This is a genomic window from Verminephrobacter eiseniae EF01-2 (assembly GCF_000015565.1).
Taxonomy (GTDB): Bacteria; Pseudomonadota; Gammaproteobacteria; order Burkholderiales; family Burkholderiaceae_C; genus Acidovorax; species Acidovorax eiseniae.
Window position 1 is genome coordinate 621,452 of record NC_008786.1, and the last position, 16,835, is coordinate 638,286.

Consider the following 16,835-nt stretch of genomic DNA (forward strand, 5'->3'; position numbering starts at 1 on the left):
CCCTGCCTGCGCCAGACGATCCGGGGGGCTGCGTCGCGGCCAGCCCTCTACCGCAGCGCAGCGCCCTGCCCGACGATGGTGATGCGCCGGTGCAGCGCGGCGGCCGCTTCGGCGTCTCCGGCCGCTTCGGCGCGCTGCAATTGCAGCAGCAGCCAGGCCAGCAGCGGCCGGCGCCAACCTTGGGCCGACGCGGTGTCGCTGGCCAGCGTGATCAGCGCCGGGCTGGCGCGCCCGGTGCGCAACAGCACGCCGGCGGCCACCAGCCGCGACAAGGGGTCGGCGATGTCGGCCAAGGCGCGGGCGTCGCCGGTCGCGGCCAGCTTGCGCTGCGCCGGGGGCAGCAACGCGGCGTGCGCCGGGGGCAGCCGGCCGGCCAGATAGTCGGCATAGGCTTGCTCGGGCGCAGCGGCATCCGGGCGCAGCGCCTCGAAGCGGTCGCACGCCTGGAGCACCAGACTGGCGAGCTGGGCCGCGCAGCGCAGCAACTCCAGCCGCGCCAGCAGTTCGGGGCGGCCGGTGCGGGCGATTTCGGCGCGCGAGCGCTCCCATTCGAGCTGTTCCACGCGCGCGTCGCCAGACAGATAGGCCTCGATGGCCTTTTGCGCAGCCCCATGGGCGTTGATTTGCCAGTCGGGCACGGGCGGCTGGCTGGCGCAGGCGGCCAGCGCCAACGCAGCGCTGGCGAGTGCCGATCGCAGCCCATGTCGCTTCATGGCAAGCTCAGTTCCGTATCCCGCGCAAAAGGCCATTGGCGCCCGATCTGGTTGATCAGCCCCTCGAGTTTGCTCAGGTTGCTCTGCACCTGGGCGCGCAATGCGCCCAGGTCGGTCGTGGCTTCGCGGGCGTTGGCGCCTATCGCCTGCGCCTCTTGCAGCACGGCGTCGACCCGTCCGAGGCTGGCCCGGGTGTCGGCCAGCAGGCCGTCGAGTTGGGCCGCGCTGGCGCGCAGCGCGGGCAGCAGCGCGTCTTTGCTGTCCTTGTCGTCATCGCTGCCGAGCAATTGCCGGTCGGCCCGCGCGGCCATGCCGTCGATTCTGGCGAGCAGCGCATCGAGCCGGGCCAGCACGGCATTGCTGCGCTCGAGCAGCGCGAGCAGTTGGCGGGCATCGGCCGCATTGCCCAGCAGCACACCGAGCGCGCCATCGGGGCCGTTCAGCCGCTCGGTCAGCGTCTTGATCTGCGCCAGGCTGCTGCCCAGGGCGGCGTCGGGCGCGCTCAGGGCGCTGAGGTTGTTCAGCAGATCGCGCGCCGCAGACAGCAGCCGGGGAACCTCGGCCCCGACATCGCCGCCGAGCACCGGCCGCTCGGCGCCGTCGGGCAACGGGGGGTCGCTGAGGATGCCGGAGTAGGCCCGGATGTTGGCGCCGCCCACGAGGCCACGCACCAGGGTGAACACGCTCGACGTGCGCAGCCAGTGCGCGTCTTTGCGCGGCACGTCCACCAGGATGCGGGCGTGGCCCGCGCTGGCCAGTTCGATGCGGCGCACGCGGCCGATCGGGAAGCCCGAGAACGTCATGTCCATGCCGACCACCACGCCTTCGGAGTCATCGGCGGTGAGGATCACGGTCTGCGTAGGCTCGAACACCCCCCGGGCGTACAACAGGTACAGCCCGGAGCCGACGATGAGCAGCAGCGTGAACAGCAGCAGCGCCGCCGCCTTGAGCTCCAGGCAGGCCACGGGGCGCAGGGATTCGCTCGCCGGTGGGGCCGGTGGTGGCGTTGCGTGCTCGTTCATCGGGCCGTGGTCAGTAATAGTTGCCCATCAGCGATGCCAACTCGATCAGCAGCAGCACGGCAAACATGCGCACCAGGCCGCCCAGTTCCGAATCGGGCCGGGCGCTGTCATACAGGCCGGCGCCCATCGGGATCAGCGCCACGGCCAGGCTGAAGAACAAGGTCTTGAGCGCCAGCACCAGCGTCACGCCGGGCGAGAACACCTGGCCGAACATGCGCGTGTAGCCGGGCAGCCCCGCCCCGTTCAAGCCATACACGCCGAGATAGACCAGCACCAGCGCCACCACGCTGCTGAGCGCTGCCAGCGTCACGCAGGCGAACACCCCGGCAATGGCGCGGGGCAGCAACTCGGTGCGCACCGGGTCCAGCCCCTGCCGGGCCAGCGCGTCGAGCTGGCCCGACTGGCGCAATTGCGCCAACTGCGCGCCATGGCCAATGGTGCAGCGCATGGCCACGAACAACGCGGCGGTCAGCGGGATCAGTTCCAGCACCAGCACGCGGATCACCATCTCCAGCGCATAGCGCGACAGGCCATAGCTGAGCGCCGTGACCACCACGATGCGCGTGAGCACCAGGCTGATCAAGGCCGCCAGCACGGTAAAGCCCGGCAGCACCGGTGCCGTGTCCAGATACAACCGGCGCGCCAGCGCCTGGCGCCGGCCCGGGCCGTAGCTCGATGGCGACAGTGCCAGCACCAGCACCACGGCCCCCAGGTAGAAGATGCGCCACCATGCCAGCGCCCAGCGCCGCGCCATGTGCCCCACCCGCGCAGGCCCGGCGCGACCGGGCAAGCGCGCCACCAGCGAAGTCAGCGAGATCAGCCAGGCCATGGCCGGATCATAGCGATGGCATGGCGGCCCGCTCAGCCCGTTCATTCAGTCCGTCCCGGCCGCGATGCGATGCGATGCCATGCAACTACAAATACATGGCCATCCACCAAGCGCTCAAACGAAAGTTCGGTACCTCGTGGAAATTGCTTGGGGAAGAACGCTTCGACGACGACGTCGCCTTTTTGCGTCAGCGAATCGATGCCACGATCCTTGGCAAGATGAACCGGGCAAAGGGGCGACCGAACTACAGCGCGTTTGAGGATTGGCGTAGCTGACATCGCTATTCGAATGGTTCACCGGCACGAGGGAACTGCGCCGCGAATGGCGCAACTCTCCTCGCTGCACACCCGATCCATGAGGTCGCCACGGTTCGGGGTGCGCGCCCAGTGGCGCGGGTTGCTATTCATCGGTTGTTATTGACATTTGCCGATATTATGGAACAATATACTGGATCATGGATACGACCGCCGACAAGCTGCTGGAACTGGTGCGCACGCAGGGACTGGTGCGCCCCAACGCGCTGGCCCCGCTGGGCATCCCACGGGTGGCCCTGACGCGGGCGGTGCGGCGCGGGCAACTGGAGCGCATCGGGCGCGGGCTGTATGGCCTCACGGCACGGCCCGTGTCGGCACACGGCGCGCTGGCCGAGGTCGCTCGGCGCGTGCCCAAAGGTGTGGTGTGCCTGCTGTCGGCGCTGCGTTTTCATGACCTGACGACGCAGGCCCCGTTCGCGGTCTGGCTGGCCATCGACAACAAGGCGGCCACGCCGAAGCTGGACTACCCGCCGCTGCGCCTCGTGCGCTTCTCCGGCGCGGCGCTGACCGAAGGCGTCGAGGAGCACGTCGTGGACGGCGTCCCCGTCTGCGTCACTGGCGTCGCCAAGACGGTGACCGATTGCTTCAAGTACCGCAACAAGATCGGCCTCGACGTGGCGCTGGAGGCGCTGCGTGAGGCATGGAGTGCCAAGCGCATGACCAGCGACCAGATCTGGCACTACGCCAAGATCGACCGCGTCGCCAACGTGATGCGCCCCTATCTGGAAAGCCTTGCATGAACCAACGCAACATCGCCGCGTCGGTTCGCGCCCGGTGGCTCAACAAGGCCCGTGCCGAAAAGCTGGACTTCAACCTGCTGATCACGCGCTTGCGTGCTAGTGTCGCGTCACGGATCAGATGTCGTAGGCTGCGCGCAGCCATCGGAGCGCAGCGCAAGGCGCATCGCGCAGCCCATACCGAGCGTATTGGCAAGCGATGCAACGCCGCGATGCGCTTCGATGGCCAGCGCAGACCGACAGATGATCGGTGACGCGACACTAGAGCGGATGCACCACGACAGTTACCCTCGGAAGGGACTGTGTTGAGCAGGTTGAAATCTCAGAAATTCGGCCTGATGCAAGATCTGCTCACCGGCAAGATGCCGGTGAAAATCGAAGAACCCGAACCCGTGGAAACCATCGCATGACCACCGTCGCCATCCCCGCTTGGAATCCGCAGGGTTTGCTGCCGCCCATCGACGTGCTGAACCCGACCAGTGTCGAGCGTTCGCCGTACCGCGTGGTGCTGACGGATGTGATGGTGCGCTTCGCCACCTCGCCGGAGCGTCGGCAAATCCTGCGCGGCTGGCTGGGCTATCGCGCAGCCTTGCACGGCATGGGCCTGACCGATGGCTTCCAATGGCTCGACGGCAGCTTTCTGGAGCAAGTGGAAACGCTGGAAAACCGTCCACCGCAGGACATGGATGTGGTCACGTTCCTGAATTCACCTGCCGGTTTTGCGCTAACACAACAGCAAATTGCTGCGCTGGACAATCAGGCGGTCAAGCAGGCTTTCCGCGTGGACAGCTACTTCGTTGAGCTGAACTTGCCTGCCAATGAACTGGTCGAACGCAGTGCCTACTGGTACAGCATGTGGTCGCACCGCCGCAATCAGGCTTGGAAAGGGTATCTTGAAATCAACTTGAACCCGGCACACGACCAGCAGGCCACCGACTATTTGAATCAGCAAGACGCTTTGGGGGCGCAGCCATGAACACAGACCAACGCAATTTCCTGCTGGCCGAGCGCGAAACCGTTAAGCGGATGCTGGCAAAAACCCCCGCCACGGCGCTCCTGACCCGGATGAGCGACGAAGCGCGGCTGCGTAATATCGAAGCCGAACTGGCGGCTTTGCCTGCGGACGGGCGCAGTCCTGCCCGTGCCCGCCTGACCTTCAACGGCCTGCCGGTGATCGGCAGCCACGGCATCTTTGCCGACTTCGGCATGAAGGCCGTGAGCAGTTTCACCGACGCGGTGGCGACCGTGGCTGCATCCCTGTCCGCGCCTTTGGCGGCGATGGGCCCGATTCCCAACCGCGACCAGAACCAGTTGCTGATCACCAACACCGCTGTCGGCTCGTTTGGTTTCGAACTGGAGGAATACCGCGCGCAGGAACTGCTGGATGACGAAAGCGCCGTCGCCGTCGCACTGGATCGCACCCAGAGCCTGTTGCAAGCCACGTTGGGGCAGGACGACGAACTGGCCGACATCGCCTCGGAAACCGACCCTCGCGCGTTGGACAAGGTGCGTGGTTTCCTGCGCGTGCTGGCCGACAACGAAGCCATCTGCACCCTGCAATACGGCGACAAGGCCATGCGCTTCGCTGACCCCGGACAGGTGCGACGCAGTCTGGATCGTCTGGCCGCCGACAACCTGCGCGAAAGTCAGGAAATGCTAGAGGGCGAATTCGTCGGCGTGCTGCCGGTGGCACGCAGCTTCGAGTTCAAGCTGTCAGGCAGCGACGAAATCGTGCACGGCAAAATTTCGCCCAAAGTGGGCGACGTGGAAATGCTCAACGATCACCTGCACCAGCGTGTTCGCGTTGAGGCTATGCGAACGCAGGTTGGCAATGGTCGCCCGCGCTTCCTCCTGACACAGATTCCACAATGGGCTGCGGATGCGGTGCCTGCGAGCAGTTAAGGGCGAATTGACGCGAGAGCGCAGGCGCTGTCAGACAGGCAGTGATGCCAAGTTGATGGCCACGCATTCAGGTCTGAAGTCGGTCGGAAAGCCAAGTCCTCGGCACGATTAGCACAATGGGAGCATCAGCGGGTCACGCATATGTCCCTGCTCTTTACGCCGAAACCCACTCCTATGGGGATGTTTCGGCATTGTTGGAGATAACGGGTTCAAGGTTGCGGGAGAATCCACCACCACTATTCAGCGCCCAACCGTTCTCGGTTGGGCGTTTTCATTTGTGCTTCCCGCATGACACGCGGGGTTCCCGCTCATTCTGCGTGTGCGACCAGGGCCATGCCATGCGTCGTGCCATGCGCGGGGCCGCCCCGGTGGCGCTGCCCGGCCCGGGGCGCCAGCGCGGTCAATGCCCGGGCGCAGGCGCCGGGACTTCCTGGCCGGACAGCACGCGCAGCAGCGTGCGGTTGACCTGTTCCAGTTCCATGGCGAAGGTGGCGCACAGCGGGCCGATGGCGCTGGCGTCGTCGCCCTCGAGCGCGCAGGCCATTTGCAGACCTGCGCTGTAGGGGCCGGTGCGCAGCACCGTGGCCTGGTGGATGCGCTCGGACAACGGCAGGCGGCGCAAGATGCTGTCCTGCGGTTCGCCCAGTAGTTGGTCCAGTTGCGCGAGCAGGCCGCACAGGTAGATGTCGCTGCGCAGTTCGTTGCCGACCCCGGTGTCGAGCAGTCCGGCGGCGAGCCGGGCGCGCAGCACCATGGCGCGCCGCACGGGCTGCATGTCGGGGTCGGTGCTGGCGTCGGGCCGTAGCTCGGCGAGCCAGCGCCGGAGCGCCAGGCAGCCCATCATCACCAGCCCCCGGCGCAGCGAGGAGATGCCGGTGCGCAGGTCCAGCGCGGCCGAGTTGGCGCTGGCCAGGAAGCGGTAAGCGAGCAACGGGTCTTCGCCCAGGATGTCCTCGAAGGTCTCCAGCGACTGCTCGGCGTCTATGGCCTGCAACAGTTTCAGGATCACCGCCTGCGCGGGCTGCTGCGCGCGGCGGTGCTGCAGGCGGCGCAGTATGTCCTGGGCCGGCCAGCCGGCCAGCGCCTGCGCCCGGTCGTGGTCCAGGCAATGGGCCATCAGCGCGCGGTGGGTGATGTGCTCGCAGATATGCCCGGCCAGCGCCGGGCGCGCCGGGTCGGCTGCGCGCGCCGTCTGCCATGCCGCCACCGCGTCTTTGGGGCGCAGCGTCAGCAGGCTGCATTCGAAGCAGTCGGCCAGCCCGGCCTGCGGGAACTGGCCCAGGCCGCCGCGCCAGACCAGCCGCAGCCCGCGCTGCCGCGCCGCGTGCACGCGCGCGCACAAGGCCGGGTCGGACAACCAGTCGCCGCGCACCGCGATCGAGGGCGCGCCGGGCGCAGCCTGTTCGAGCAGGTCATCGAGCAGCGGGCGCGTCTGCGCGCAAATCAATAACGGCGGCGAGCGGGCCGACCACAGGTCTTGCAAGGTGCGCAGAAGATGGGCGCCGGCGGCCGGTGGGGCCGGCTCATCCGTGGCCATGGCCGTGGCATACAGCACCATGCCGGCGAGTTGGCGGGCGCGGTTCCACAGCGGGTGGTAGCCCAGCGCCAGGGAGCCAAGTACGCAGGCGCTCATATGCCCTCTAGTGTCGCGTCACCGATCATCTGTCGGTCCGCGCTGGCCATCGAAGCGCATCGCGGCGTTGCATCGCTTGCCAATACGCTCGGTATGGGCTGCGCGATGCGCCTTGCGCTGCGCTCCGATGGCTGCGCGCAGCCTACGACATCTGACCGGTGACGCGACACTAGCAGGATGCGGCGCTGTCGCCGGTGCGGCCAAGTGCTCAGCCGATGTATTGGAACAGCGACAATCTTTGCACCTGGGCGTAGGACTTGAGCGCCGCCTGGTAGCCCACTTGCTGGTTCTGGAAGTCCGAGATGCCCTGGATCATGTCCAGGTCCTCGGCCCGGGAGCGGTCGCTTTCGAGCTGTATCGAGCGCTGGGTCTGGTCGCCCGAGATGCGGTCGGCGCGGTTGAGCAGTTCGCCGGCATAGCCGCGCATGTCGTGCACCCGCTCCAGCCCGAGGTCGATATTGGCCAGCGCCTGCCCTACGCTTTGTATGGCTGCGTTCTGGTTGGGCGCTCGGCGGATGCCGTCGATGGCGCTGTCGAGCGTGCCAAACAGGCTGGTGCCGGGGCGCAGTGTGATGCTGTCGCCGTCGGCCGGCAGGCCCTGGATGTCCAGGCTCAGACCGGGGATGCCGGTGACGGTCACGGTCAGCGGTTCGTCGGCGCGAAAGTCGGGCAGCCGCACGGGGGCGGACACGGCGCCGGTGCTGCTGTTCGTGATGGTGTAGCTGGCGCTGCTGGTGCCGGGCGTGGCGCCCGGGCCTGCGGCGCTGAAGGTGATGCGGTAGTCGTCGCCGGTGACCAGGCGCGGGGCGGTGGGTGTGACGGCGCTGGTGGTCAGTTGCCGGCCTGTCGGGATGGGGCTGACGGTTGCGGTGTAGACCCCGTCGCGCCGGGGGTCGAACATGAAGGCCGCGTCGCCGTCCAGCGTTGCGGCAATGCGCGCCCCGGCGCTGGCGCTCTGGCCGGGCTGGCCGGCAAAGCGGTAGTCGGGGGCGCCGCCCAACGGCCCGGCAAAGGGCGTCTGCGCGCTGCCCAGCGCGCTGAGCAGCGCAACGCCGTTGGTGTCCTTGCGGTTGGCCACTTGCAGCAGTTGCTCGCGCAGACTTTGCAGTTGGTTGGCGATGGTTGCGCGGTCTGCGGGCTGGAGGCTGGCGTCGCCGGCGCTGACCACCAATGCGCGAAAGTTCTGCACCAGGTCGACGGCATCGCCCAGCGCGGATTCGCCCAGCGCGATGGCGTTGCGCTGGGCGGCCAGTGCGCGCTGGTCGCTCTGAATGCGCGCCAGGCGGTTGAGCGCGCGTTCGGCCTGCGCGGCGGACACCGGGTCGTCGCTGGCCCGCACCACGCGCTTGCCCGAGGTCAGGCTCTCCTGCAGGTTGGCCAGTTGGCTCTGGCGCGTTCCCAGGTTGCGCAGCGCGCTGTCGTACATATTGGCCGTGCCAAGGCGGGTAATGTCATTGCTCATGTCGATCTCCCAGGTTTGCCGGACGTTCAGCGCGCAAGGCCCTGCAGCAGCGCGTCAAAGATGTTTTGCGCGACCTGCATCACTTTTGACGAGGCCTGGAAAGCCTGCTGGTATTGGATCAGCCTGGCGGCCTCTTCGTCGAGGTTCACCCCCGAGATGGCAGTGCGGTCGCGCTCCAGGTTGGCGGCGATGGTGCGCGACAGATCGGCGGCGAACTTGGCGCTCTGGGTGCGCGTGCCGACCTGGGCAATGGCCTGCGCGTAGCCGTCGCTGAGTGTGGATTCGTCGAACATCTTCAGGTCGCGCAGGTCCATCAGCGCGCTGGCGTTGCCCGTATCGCGGCTGAAGCGGTCGCCGTATTGCGGGTCGAGCGCATTGCCGATCAGCACCGTGTCGCCCGTGTTCGGCGCGCCTTGCAGTCTGATCTCCCAGCCATCGATGGCGATCGGCGCGCCCGAGACATAGGGCTGGGCCGTGGCCACGGTGGTCGGGGGGGTGGTGCGGCGGTCCAGAACGTCGTAGCGCATCGGGGGGCCGGCATCGAATTGCAGTTGGACGCCGCCCGCGATGGGGGGTGTCGCCGCCGGGTTCGCATTCGCCGGCAACACCAGCCCGGGCGGATGGGGCAGGCCCGTGGCCTTCAGGCCGGCCAGTTGCAAGGTGCCGCCATTGGCGCTGCCCATGGCCGCCATGACCGGGTTGGCCGCCGCCAGGTCGCGGGGCGCGTGCACCAGCGCCTGGAGGTTCGACGCCGCCGTGCCGAACGGCTTGAACAGCATGCTCTGGCCGGGCGCTCCCGGCCGGGTCAGGTCAAAGCGCAGGCCGTCGATGGCCTGCGCGGCCAACTGGGCGGGGTCGGTGAACGGCGTGGCCTGGCCGTCCGACAGCCGCACCACCTGCCCGGCGCTGCCGGTGGCAAAGCGGATCTCGTAGTCCGATGCGGCAAACCGGGTCGGGTCGCTGAAGGTCACCGTGCCGACCCCGGCGCCGCTGGTATGGCCCGGCATGCTGGCCGGCAGCCCGAACAGGTTTTTGCCGGGCTGGCCGTCCAGCGTCAGGCCCTGGTTTTGCTGCTGGTTCAGCGCCAGGCCCAGGCCCATGGCCATGCGGCCGAGCAGGTTGCGCCCTTCGCTCAGGTCGTGGTTGTCAAAGCGCAGCAGGCCCGGGATGGCCCCGCCCCCGAGCAGGCTGTCGTCCATCTCCACCGGTTTGGCGCCGGGGCGGTTGAAGAACAACCGGGCCTGGCCGCTGCCGGGAAAGGCGCTGGCCTCGGCGATCGACAGGCTGGTCGCCGTGTTGCCGAGCACCAGCGGCTGGCTGCCTGCGACGAACAGGCCCACGCTGCCATCGTCGGCGGGGATCTGCGTGGTCTGCAATTGCTGGTTGATGTCGCGGATGATCTGGTCGCGCCGGTCGAGCAGGTCGTTCGGGGTCTGGCCATTGCCCTTGGCGCGCGTGATCTGCTCGTTCACGGCGGCCATCTGCATGGCCAGGTCGTTGACGACGCCGACGCTGCTTTGCAACTGCGCGCTGGCGGCCGCTTGGATCTCGTCCATGCGCCCTGCCGCCGTCCGCATGCGCGCTGCGGTTTCGTCGATGCGCGTGAGCACCACCGTGCGCGCGGTGATGTCGGTCGGGGCGCCGAGCACATCCGCGAAGGCGTTGAGCATGTCGTTGATGGCCGCGCCCAGGCCGGCGCTGCCGCCGCTGAAAACATCCTGCAACTGGCCCAAGCGTTCGGCGCGCACGGCGTCGGCCGACTGCGCGGCGCCCGCCGCCGCCGACTGGCGCGTGAGCAACTCGCTCTGGCTGCGCACGATGCCCGCCACGTCCACCCCTTGGCCGATGTAGCCGTTGCCGGTGAACTGGCCTGGCACGGTCTGCAGCGCGACGCTCTGGCGCGAGTAGCCGGGGGTATTGACGTTGGCAATGTTGTGGCCGGTCGTTTGCAGCACCACCTGATCGGCCAACAGCGCGCGGGTGCTGACGTTGAGCAGTCCCATGGTGGCGCCCCGGGTGGTTCAGGTCTGGGTGCGCTGCGCCCGCAATGCGCTGTGGATGGCGCCGCTGAGCTTGCGGGCGTAGCCGGGGTCGGTGGCGTAGCCGGCTTTTTGCAACTCGGTCGCGTAGGCCACGACCGAGCCGGTCTGCGCGCGCGCCTTCGCGTAGCGCGGGCTGCCGTTGATCAGCCGGGCGTAGTCGCGCAACGATTCTTCGTAGGAGTCGTAGGCGCGGAATTTGGCCAGCACCTTGCGCGGCCTGCCGTCCACGTATTCGGTGGTGCGCACCTCGGCCACCTTGCCGGCCCAGCCCTGGCCCGCCTTCAGGCCAAACAGGTTGAAGGTGTTGCTGCCGTCTACGTGCTTGATTTCGCTTTGCCCCCAGCCGGTTTCATGGCCGGCCTGGCCGAGCATGAAACCGGCGGGAATGCCGCTGTCGCGGGCCACGCGCTCGGCGCTGTGGCCCAGGCGCTGCACGAATCGGGCGCGCTCTTGGGAAGGCGCGCCAGCGCTTGCGCTGGCCGCTGCCGGCGGTTGCAGGCCGAGGGTGCCTGATGCCGGGGCGCCGTCGGCATGGCCCTTCGCGCCACCGTTCGCACCACCGTTCGCATTACCGTTCGCATCACCTCCTGCATCCCCCGCCGCGCCGGCCATCTGCCGTGCGAGCTGGCGGCGGATGGCCTCGGACAGCCCGCCCGGCATGCCCGACAGGCCCAGCGCCAGTTGCTGGTCGAGCAGGTCCTGCCCCAGGTCGGCCTGCCCGCTGTCCATCAAGCCGGACTTCAGCGTGGCTGCGCGCATGCTCTTGACCAGCTCGTGCATGAACAGCGATTCGAACTGCCGGGCCGCCTCGCGCGTGGTTTGCGCGGCCTGCGCGCTGCTGCCCGCGCCTTGCTTGAGGGCATCGAGCGCGCGGATGTCCAGCGCCAGCGTGTTCGGGGGCAGGGTCAGGGCCATGCCCGCTCCCGGTGCACGGCGCGCCCGGGCGCCCCACGGGCTGCCGCATGGCGGGACACGGCGGCGGTCAGGGGGCGGGGCATGTCAGATCACCTCCAACTCGGCGTTGAGCGCGCCGGCGGCCTGTATCGCTTGCAGGATGGACAGCAGGTCGCCGGGGGTGGCGCCCAGCGCGTTCAGGGCCTTGACCACATCCGCCAGCCGGGGCGAGGCCGGCACCTGTATGACGTTGCCCGCCTCCTGGCGGATGCTGATGTCGCTCTTTTGCGCGAGCACCGTTTGCCCTGACGACAAGGGGTTGGGCTGGCTGATGACCGGCGTCTGGCTGATGGTGATCGACAGGTTGCCATGGGCGATGGCACAAGGCCCGAGGGTGACGGACTGGTTCAGCACCACCGACCCGGTGCGGGCATTGATGACCACCTTGGCCGCTGGCGCGGAAGATTCCAGCGGCAGTTCTTCCAGGTCGGCGATGAAGCCGACGCGGGCGTCGGGGTCGATCGGGGCCTGCACCTGCACCGTACGGCCATCGAGCGCCGTGGCCAGGCCCTGGCCCAGCTTGGCGTTGATCGCCTGCGCAACGCGGCGGGCGGTCTGGAAGTCCATGCTGTTCAGTTGCAGGCGGATGCTCTGGCCCTCATTGAGCGGCGTCGGCACGGCCTGCTCCACCTGGGCGCCGAGCGGAATGCGGCCTGCGCTCAGGTGGTTGATCTGCACCTTGCTGCCGCCGGCCGCTGCGCCGGCGCCGCCGACCACCACATTGCCTTGCGCCAGCGCGTAAATCTCGCCATCGGCGCCGCGCAACGGGGTCGCGACCAGGGTGCCGCCCTTGAGCGAGCGGGCGTTGCCGACCGACGAGACATTCACATCCATCGTCTGGCCCGGCTGGGCAAAGGCCGGCAGTTGCGCGGTGACGATCACCGCCGCCACGTTCTTGGGTTGCAGTTGCGACGCCGCGCCGGGCGGCAGGCTCAGGCCCATCTGTTGCAGGTAGTTCGACAGGGCCTGCGTGGTGTAGGGCATCTGGGTGGTCTGATCGCCCGTGCCGTCCAGCCCCACCACCAGCCCGTAGCCGGTCAACTGGTTGCTGCGCACGCCCTGCACCGCCGCCACTTCCTTGATGCGCAGGGCCTGGGCCGGCCCGACGGCGCCGGCGGCCAGCAGGGCCAGCAGCGGCCACAGCCGGTGTGCGCTGCGGGGGGCAATGGGCAGGGCTTTCGGCAGGGCTTTCATGGCAATCATTGTGCGGCGGCGCTGGCCGCCAGGCAAAACCCGAAAAGAAACGGATTGACCGGCTTGACTGCGCCATTAGCCCATGACGCCCTTGCGCCGTGCCTGAAAAGCATCCCCTGCGGTTTGCCGCAAACGCGCTGTTTGCTTTTTTGTTTGCTTTTTGTTTGTCGCCATATTTCCAGGGGCATTCGCGACGCTCTGTCCGATCGGACGCCAGAGCGCATTCCCATTTCTTGCCGCAGACCACGGCGGCCAGATGCGCACAGGCCGCCCGGCGCCCGCACGCCACGGACGCCACGGGCGCCAGCGGGGAACCGGCTTCTTCCAGGGCGCAACGCATGGGGCCGTGGCCCGAGCGGCCGCCGATGCGGGTGGCGGCAACACGGCGCCAGTCCGTCAGCGTCAGAACGGCGCGACGGTGTTGAAGAACCGGCCGAGCCAGCCCATGGCCTGGGCCTCGGTTTGCGCGCCGCGGCCGCGTGATTCGACGCGCACATTGGCGACCAGGGTGGAGGCGATGATGCTCCCCGGCTGCAACGCGCTCGGGTCTACGGTGCCGGAAAAGCGCAGCACATCCACATTCTGGTTCACGCCGATCTGCTTTTCGCCGGTGACGACCAGGTGGCCGTTGGGCAGCACCTCGACCACCGTGGTGGTGATGGCCCCGGAGAAGGTATTGGCGCTTTCGGTGCCGCCCTTGCCGGAGAAGGTGTTGTCGGCGCTGGTGCCCAGGGACAGTTTGCCGGTGAGGGTCTTGCCGATGAACGGCAGGGCCTGCACGCCGGCAGACACTTGCGATTGGCGATCCACCGTCGAGGAGGATTTCTGGCTCGCCGTCACGTTCTCCACGATCTGTATCGTCACGCTGTCGCCCACCATGCGCGCGCGCCGGTCCTCGAAAGCGGGCCGGTAACTGGCGTTGTGGAACAGCCCGCCCGTGACCGGCCGTGGCCCCTGCGCTGCGGCAGCCAGTGCTGGCGCCGTGGTCGACAGGATGTCCACGGGCGGTGGCACGGGCGCCAGGCTGGTGCAGCCCGCGCACAGCAGCAGGCCCATGGCGCCGGCGCGCTGCGCGCAGCGCAGGCCGCTCGGGCGGCGGCGCATGGCCGCAGGCACCATGATGGGCATCACGATCGGCGCCACGGCGGGCATCACGGCGCAGATCACAACTGGCTGAGCTTGGCCAGCATCTGGTCCGAGGTCTGTATGGCCTTGGAGTTCATTTCGTAGGCCCGCTGCGTCTGGATCATCGTCACCAGTTCTTCGACGATGTTGATGTTCGAGGCTTCCAGAAAGCCCTGTTTGATCACGCCCAGGCCGTTGCTGCCGGGTATGCCTTGCTGGGGCTGGCCCGAGGCGGCCGATTCCTTGAACAGGTTCTGCCCTATCGGCTCCAGGCCGGCCGGGTTGATGAAGCTGGCCATCGCCAGGTTGCCCAACGGCTGGGGCTGGACGCTGCCGGGCATGATGGCGGACACGGCGCCCTCGGCGCTGATGCTGACGCTGATGGCGTTGGCGGCAATGGTGATGCCGTTGGCCACGGGCAAACCGTTCGCGGTGACCAGCCGGCCTTGGGCATCGACCTGGAACGAGCCATCGCGCGTGTAGCCCAGGCTGCCGTCGGGCAGCATCACCTGGAAAAAGCCGTTGCCGTTGATGGCCACGTCCAGGTTGTTCCTGGATTCCTGCAGGCTGCCCTGCACGAAGCAGCGGCTGGTCGCCACCGTGCGCACGCCCAGGCCCAGTTGCAGGCCGGTGGGCAACTGGTTTTGCTCGGTGCTGTTGGCGCCCACCTGGCGCAGGTTCTGGTAGATCAGGTCCTCGAACATCGCGTTGCTGCGCTTGTAGCCGGTGGTCGAGACATTGGCCAGGTTGTGCGCGATGACATCGAGCTGGGTCTGCTGGGCGGACATGCCGGTCTTGGCGATCCACAGGGCGTCGATCATGGGGTTCCTCCTCGTGGCGGCGCAGTGCCATCAGTCGTTGACGCCGAGCAAGCGGCTGGCGCTCTTGTCATTGGTCTGGGCGGTTTGCAGCAACTGCATTTGCTGCTCGAACTGGCGCGCTGCGGCGATCATGCCGACCATGCACTCGACCGGGTTCACGTTCGAGCCTTCCAGCGCGCCGGCCAACATGCGGGCGTCGGCATCGCTGGGCAGCGGCTCGCCCGAGGCGGTGCGAAACAGCCCGTCGCCGCCGCGCTGCAGCGGGTCTTCGGCGCCGGGCGTTGCCAGCTTGAGCCGGCCCACGGTCTGCGCCGGCTGGCCCGCCACCTTGGCGCTGATGCTGCCGTCGGCGCCCAGCGTGATGTCGGCCCCGGGGGGCATGTCGATCGGCGTGCCCGCATCGGACAGCACGGGCAGGCCGCCCGGGGTCAGCAGTTGGCCGGTGGGCGAGAGTTCGAAGCTGCCGGCGCGGGTGTAGGCCTCGGTGCCGTCCGGGCCTTGCACGGCAAACCAGGCCCGGCCTGCCGCTAGCGCATCGAGGTTGCGGCCGGTGTGCTGCACGGGCCCTGCGCTGTCGTCGTAGCCCGAGGTGGCCTCCAGCGCAAAAACGCGGGTCTTGGCGCCGTCGCCTTGCAGCGGCACGGAGCGGAAGGTGGACAGTTGCGCGCGAAAGCCGCCGGTGGAGATGTTGGCCAGGTTGTTGGCCAGCACGGCCTGCCGGTAGGCGGCAGCGCCGGCGCCGGTCATCGTGGTGTAGATGATGTGGTCCATCGCAGCGCTCCATTCAGCGCAGGTTGACCAGCGTGGACATCACCTGGTCCTGCGTTTTGACGGTCTGCGCATTGGCCTGGTAGGTGCGCTGGGCGGTCATCATGTTGACCAGTTCGGCCGTCAGGTCGACGTTGGAGTCCTCCAGCGCGCCCGAGCGCAGGGCGCCGAAGTTGCCGTCGCTGGCCGTGCCCACCACGGCCGGGCCGGATGCGTGGGTGGCCACCCAGTTGTTGCTGCCCACCGCCGCCAGGCCCTGCGCATTGCGGATGCGCGACAGCGCCAGTTGGCCCTCGGAGCGGGTCACGCCGTTGGAGTAACGGGTCATCAGCATCCCGTTGCTCTCGATGTCGATGCCGGCCAGCTCGCCCACCGTATAGCCGTCCTGGCTCAGGCTGGACACGGCGAACCGGGTGCCGAACTGGGTCACGCCATCGAGCTTGAGCTGCACGGTGTAGGCGGGCAGGCCGTTCGGGTTCGGCGGGGTCGGATCGATGGTCAGCGGCAGCGCGAACCCGGTGGCCGGCGCCGGCGCCGCAGGGCCGGTGATCTTGCCGTCGTTGTCGAACGTGATTTGCCCTATGGGCATGGCCTGCACGGGTGGCGTTGCGCCGGGGTCGTCGAGCCGGTCGTACACCGCCCAGGTGTTGGCGGTGGCGGTTTTTTGAAAGTACAGGTTCACCGGCTTGGCCACGCCCTGGCTGTCATACACGTTGATCGAGGTGCCATAGGTGGTGCGCGGCGTGGCCGGCACCGGGGGCTGGGCCGCGGGGTTGCCGGCCGCATCGGGGGCGCGGGCGTCGAGGTTGAAGGCCGCCGTGATGGTGCCGGTCTGCTTGGCGGGAATCGGCGCGCTCGTGGGGAACACCATGCCGACCGGCTCGGCGCCGGTGCGCAGCCCGGTGGCCGGGTCCACCGGGTAGCCCATCACGCGCGCTGCGTCGTTGGTGATCATGTTGCCGTCCTTGTCCAGCTTGAAGTTGCCCGAGCGGGTATAGGCCGGCGTGCCATCGGGCAGCGTGAGCGTGAAAAAGCCCGCGCCATTGATGGCCACGTCCAGGTTGTTGCCGGTGATCGTCAGACTGCCCTGGCCGAACTGCTGCGAGACAGCGGCCACATCCACGCCGATGCCGGCATTCAGGCCATCTGCCGAGCCGATGGCCGAGGCCACCATTTCGGCAAACTCCGCTCGCCCGGACTTGAACCCGACGGTATTGGCGTTGGCAACGTTGTGCCCGATGACATCCAGGCTCTTGCTGGCGGCGTTCAGGCCCGACAGGCCTTGCTGAAAACCCATGCTGCACCTCCCCTGATCCTGA

Annotated in this window: 19 protein-coding genes; 5 read left to right on the forward strand and 14 right to left on the reverse strand. The window is 68.2% G+C overall.

What is annotated here, in order from left to right; translation table 11 throughout:
- Positions 1-47: 47 nt before the first annotated feature.
- The 3 genes from VEIS_RS02690 to VEIS_RS02700 are packed head-to-tail and all read right to left on the reverse strand — an operon-like array spanning position 48 to position 2,489.
- Positions 48-713: a hypothetical protein gene (locus VEIS_RS02690; protein ID WP_041949764.1), complete on the reverse strand. Its 666-nt coding sequence runs from the start codon at positions 711-713 to the stop codon at positions 48-50.
- Positions 710-1,735, reverse strand: a complete 1,026-nt coding sequence (locus VEIS_RS02695) for an MlaD family protein (RefSeq protein WP_011808351.1) — start codon at positions 1,733-1,735, stop codon at positions 710-712. Before VEIS_RS02695 ends, VEIS_RS02690 begins: the two co-directional genes overlap by 4 nt.
- Positions 1,736-1,745: 10 nt before the next feature.
- The gene (locus tag VEIS_RS02700; protein WP_232287909.1) at positions 1,746-2,489 is read right to left on the reverse strand and encodes an MlaE family ABC transporter permease; all 744 of its coding nucleotides are present in this window, start codon (positions 2,487-2,489) and stop codon (positions 1,746-1,748) included.
- A 170-nt stretch (positions 2,490-2,659) separates the two neighbouring features.
- Here VEIS_RS02700 and VEIS_RS02705 point away from each other — a divergent pair, with 170 nt between their 5' ends.
- From VEIS_RS02705 to VEIS_RS02725, 5 genes are all read left to right on the forward strand, one after another.
- Positions 2,660-2,839, forward strand: a complete 180-nt coding sequence (locus tag VEIS_RS02705) for a hypothetical protein (protein WP_157048372.1) — start codon at positions 2,660-2,662, stop codon at positions 2,837-2,839.
- A 179-nt stretch (positions 2,840-3,018) separates the two neighbouring features.
- Complete coding sequence (locus tag VEIS_RS02710; protein ID WP_011808353.1) at positions 3,019-3,618, forward strand: type IV toxin-antitoxin system AbiEi family antitoxin domain-containing protein; 600 nt, start codon at positions 3,019-3,021, stop codon at positions 3,616-3,618.
- A gap of 99 nt (positions 3,619-3,717) precedes the next feature.
- Positions 3,718-3,924 (forward strand): hypothetical protein, encoded by a 207-nt coding sequence (locus VEIS_RS28120; protein ID WP_157048373.1) that lies wholly within the window; start codon positions 3,718-3,720, stop codon positions 3,922-3,924.
- A gap of 97 nt (positions 3,925-4,021) precedes the next feature.
- Positions 4,022-4,591 (forward strand): DUF6932 family protein, encoded by a 570-nt coding sequence (locus tag VEIS_RS02720; protein ID WP_011808354.1) that lies wholly within the window; start codon positions 4,022-4,024, stop codon positions 4,589-4,591.
- Positions 4,588-5,517, forward strand: a complete 930-nt coding sequence (locus VEIS_RS02725) for a hypothetical protein (RefSeq protein ID WP_011808355.1) — start codon at positions 4,588-4,590, stop codon at positions 5,515-5,517. The genes VEIS_RS02720 and VEIS_RS02725 overlap by 4 nt, the downstream gene beginning before the upstream one ends.
- Before the next feature lie 400 nt (positions 5,518-5,917).
- Here the strand turns inward: VEIS_RS02725 and VEIS_RS02730 are convergent, their stop codons facing one another.
- The 11 genes from VEIS_RS02730 to flgE form a co-directional block, all read right to left on the reverse strand.
- The gene (locus VEIS_RS02730; protein WP_011808356.1) at positions 5,918-7,150 is read right to left on the reverse strand and encodes an HDOD domain-containing protein; all 1,233 of its coding nucleotides are present in this window, start codon (positions 7,148-7,150) and stop codon (positions 5,918-5,920) included.
- Positions 7,147-7,320: a hypothetical protein gene (locus VEIS_RS28125; protein ID WP_157048374.1), complete on the reverse strand. Its 174-nt coding sequence runs from the start codon at positions 7,318-7,320 to the stop codon at positions 7,147-7,149. Before VEIS_RS28125 ends, VEIS_RS02730 begins: the two co-directional genes overlap by 4 nt.
- A 38-nt stretch (positions 7,321-7,358) precedes the next feature.
- On the reverse strand, positions 7,359-8,612 hold the full coding sequence (flgL, locus tag VEIS_RS02735; protein WP_011808357.1) for a flagellar hook-associated protein FlgL: 1,254 nt from the start codon (positions 8,610-8,612) through the stop codon (positions 7,359-7,361).
- 26 nt (positions 8,613-8,638) lie between these two features.
- Complete coding sequence (gene flgK / locus VEIS_RS02740) at positions 8,639-10,615, reverse strand: flagellar hook-associated protein FlgK (protein WP_011808358.1); 1,977 nt, start codon at positions 10,613-10,615, stop codon at positions 8,639-8,641.
- An 18-nt stretch (positions 10,616-10,633) separates the two neighbouring features.
- Entirely contained in the window at positions 10,634-11,569 is a 936-nt protein-coding gene (gene flgJ, locus VEIS_RS02745) for a flagellar assembly peptidoglycan hydrolase FlgJ (protein ID WP_011808359.1), read from the reverse strand.
- A gap of 84 nt (positions 11,570-11,653) precedes the next feature.
- Positions 11,654-12,802 carry a flagellar basal body P-ring protein FlgI gene (locus tag VEIS_RS02750; protein ID WP_408644280.1) on the reverse strand — a complete coding sequence of 383 codons (1,149 nt, stop codon included), beginning with the start codon at positions 12,800-12,802 and terminating at the stop codon, positions 11,654-11,656.
- Between the two features lie 5 nt (positions 12,803-12,807).
- Positions 12,808-12,990, reverse strand: coding sequence for a hypothetical protein (locus tag VEIS_RS29520; protein ID WP_198137947.1), 183 nt, complete (start codon positions 12,988-12,990; stop codon positions 12,808-12,810).
- A gap of 214 nt (positions 12,991-13,204) precedes the next feature.
- Entirely contained in the window at positions 13,205-13,906 is a 702-nt protein-coding gene (locus VEIS_RS02755; RefSeq protein WP_049774023.1) for a flagellar basal body L-ring protein FlgH, read from the reverse strand.
- Positions 13,907-13,965: 59 nt separating this feature from the next.
- Positions 13,966-14,748 carry a flagellar basal-body rod protein FlgG gene (gene flgG, locus VEIS_RS02760; protein ID WP_011808362.1) on the reverse strand — a complete coding sequence of 261 codons (783 nt, stop codon included), beginning with the start codon at positions 14,746-14,748 and terminating at the stop codon, positions 13,966-13,968.
- 30 nt (positions 14,749-14,778) lie between these two features.
- Positions 14,779-15,519 (reverse strand): flagellar basal-body rod protein FlgF, encoded by a 741-nt coding sequence (gene flgF, locus VEIS_RS02765; RefSeq protein WP_011808363.1) that lies wholly within the window; start codon positions 15,517-15,519, stop codon positions 14,779-14,781.
- Between the two features lie 13 nt (positions 15,520-15,532).
- Positions 15,533-16,813, reverse strand: a complete 1,281-nt coding sequence (gene flgE, locus VEIS_RS02770) for a flagellar hook protein FlgE (protein WP_011808364.1) — start codon at positions 16,811-16,813, stop codon at positions 15,533-15,535.
- Positions 16,814-16,835 lie beyond the last annotated feature (22 nt).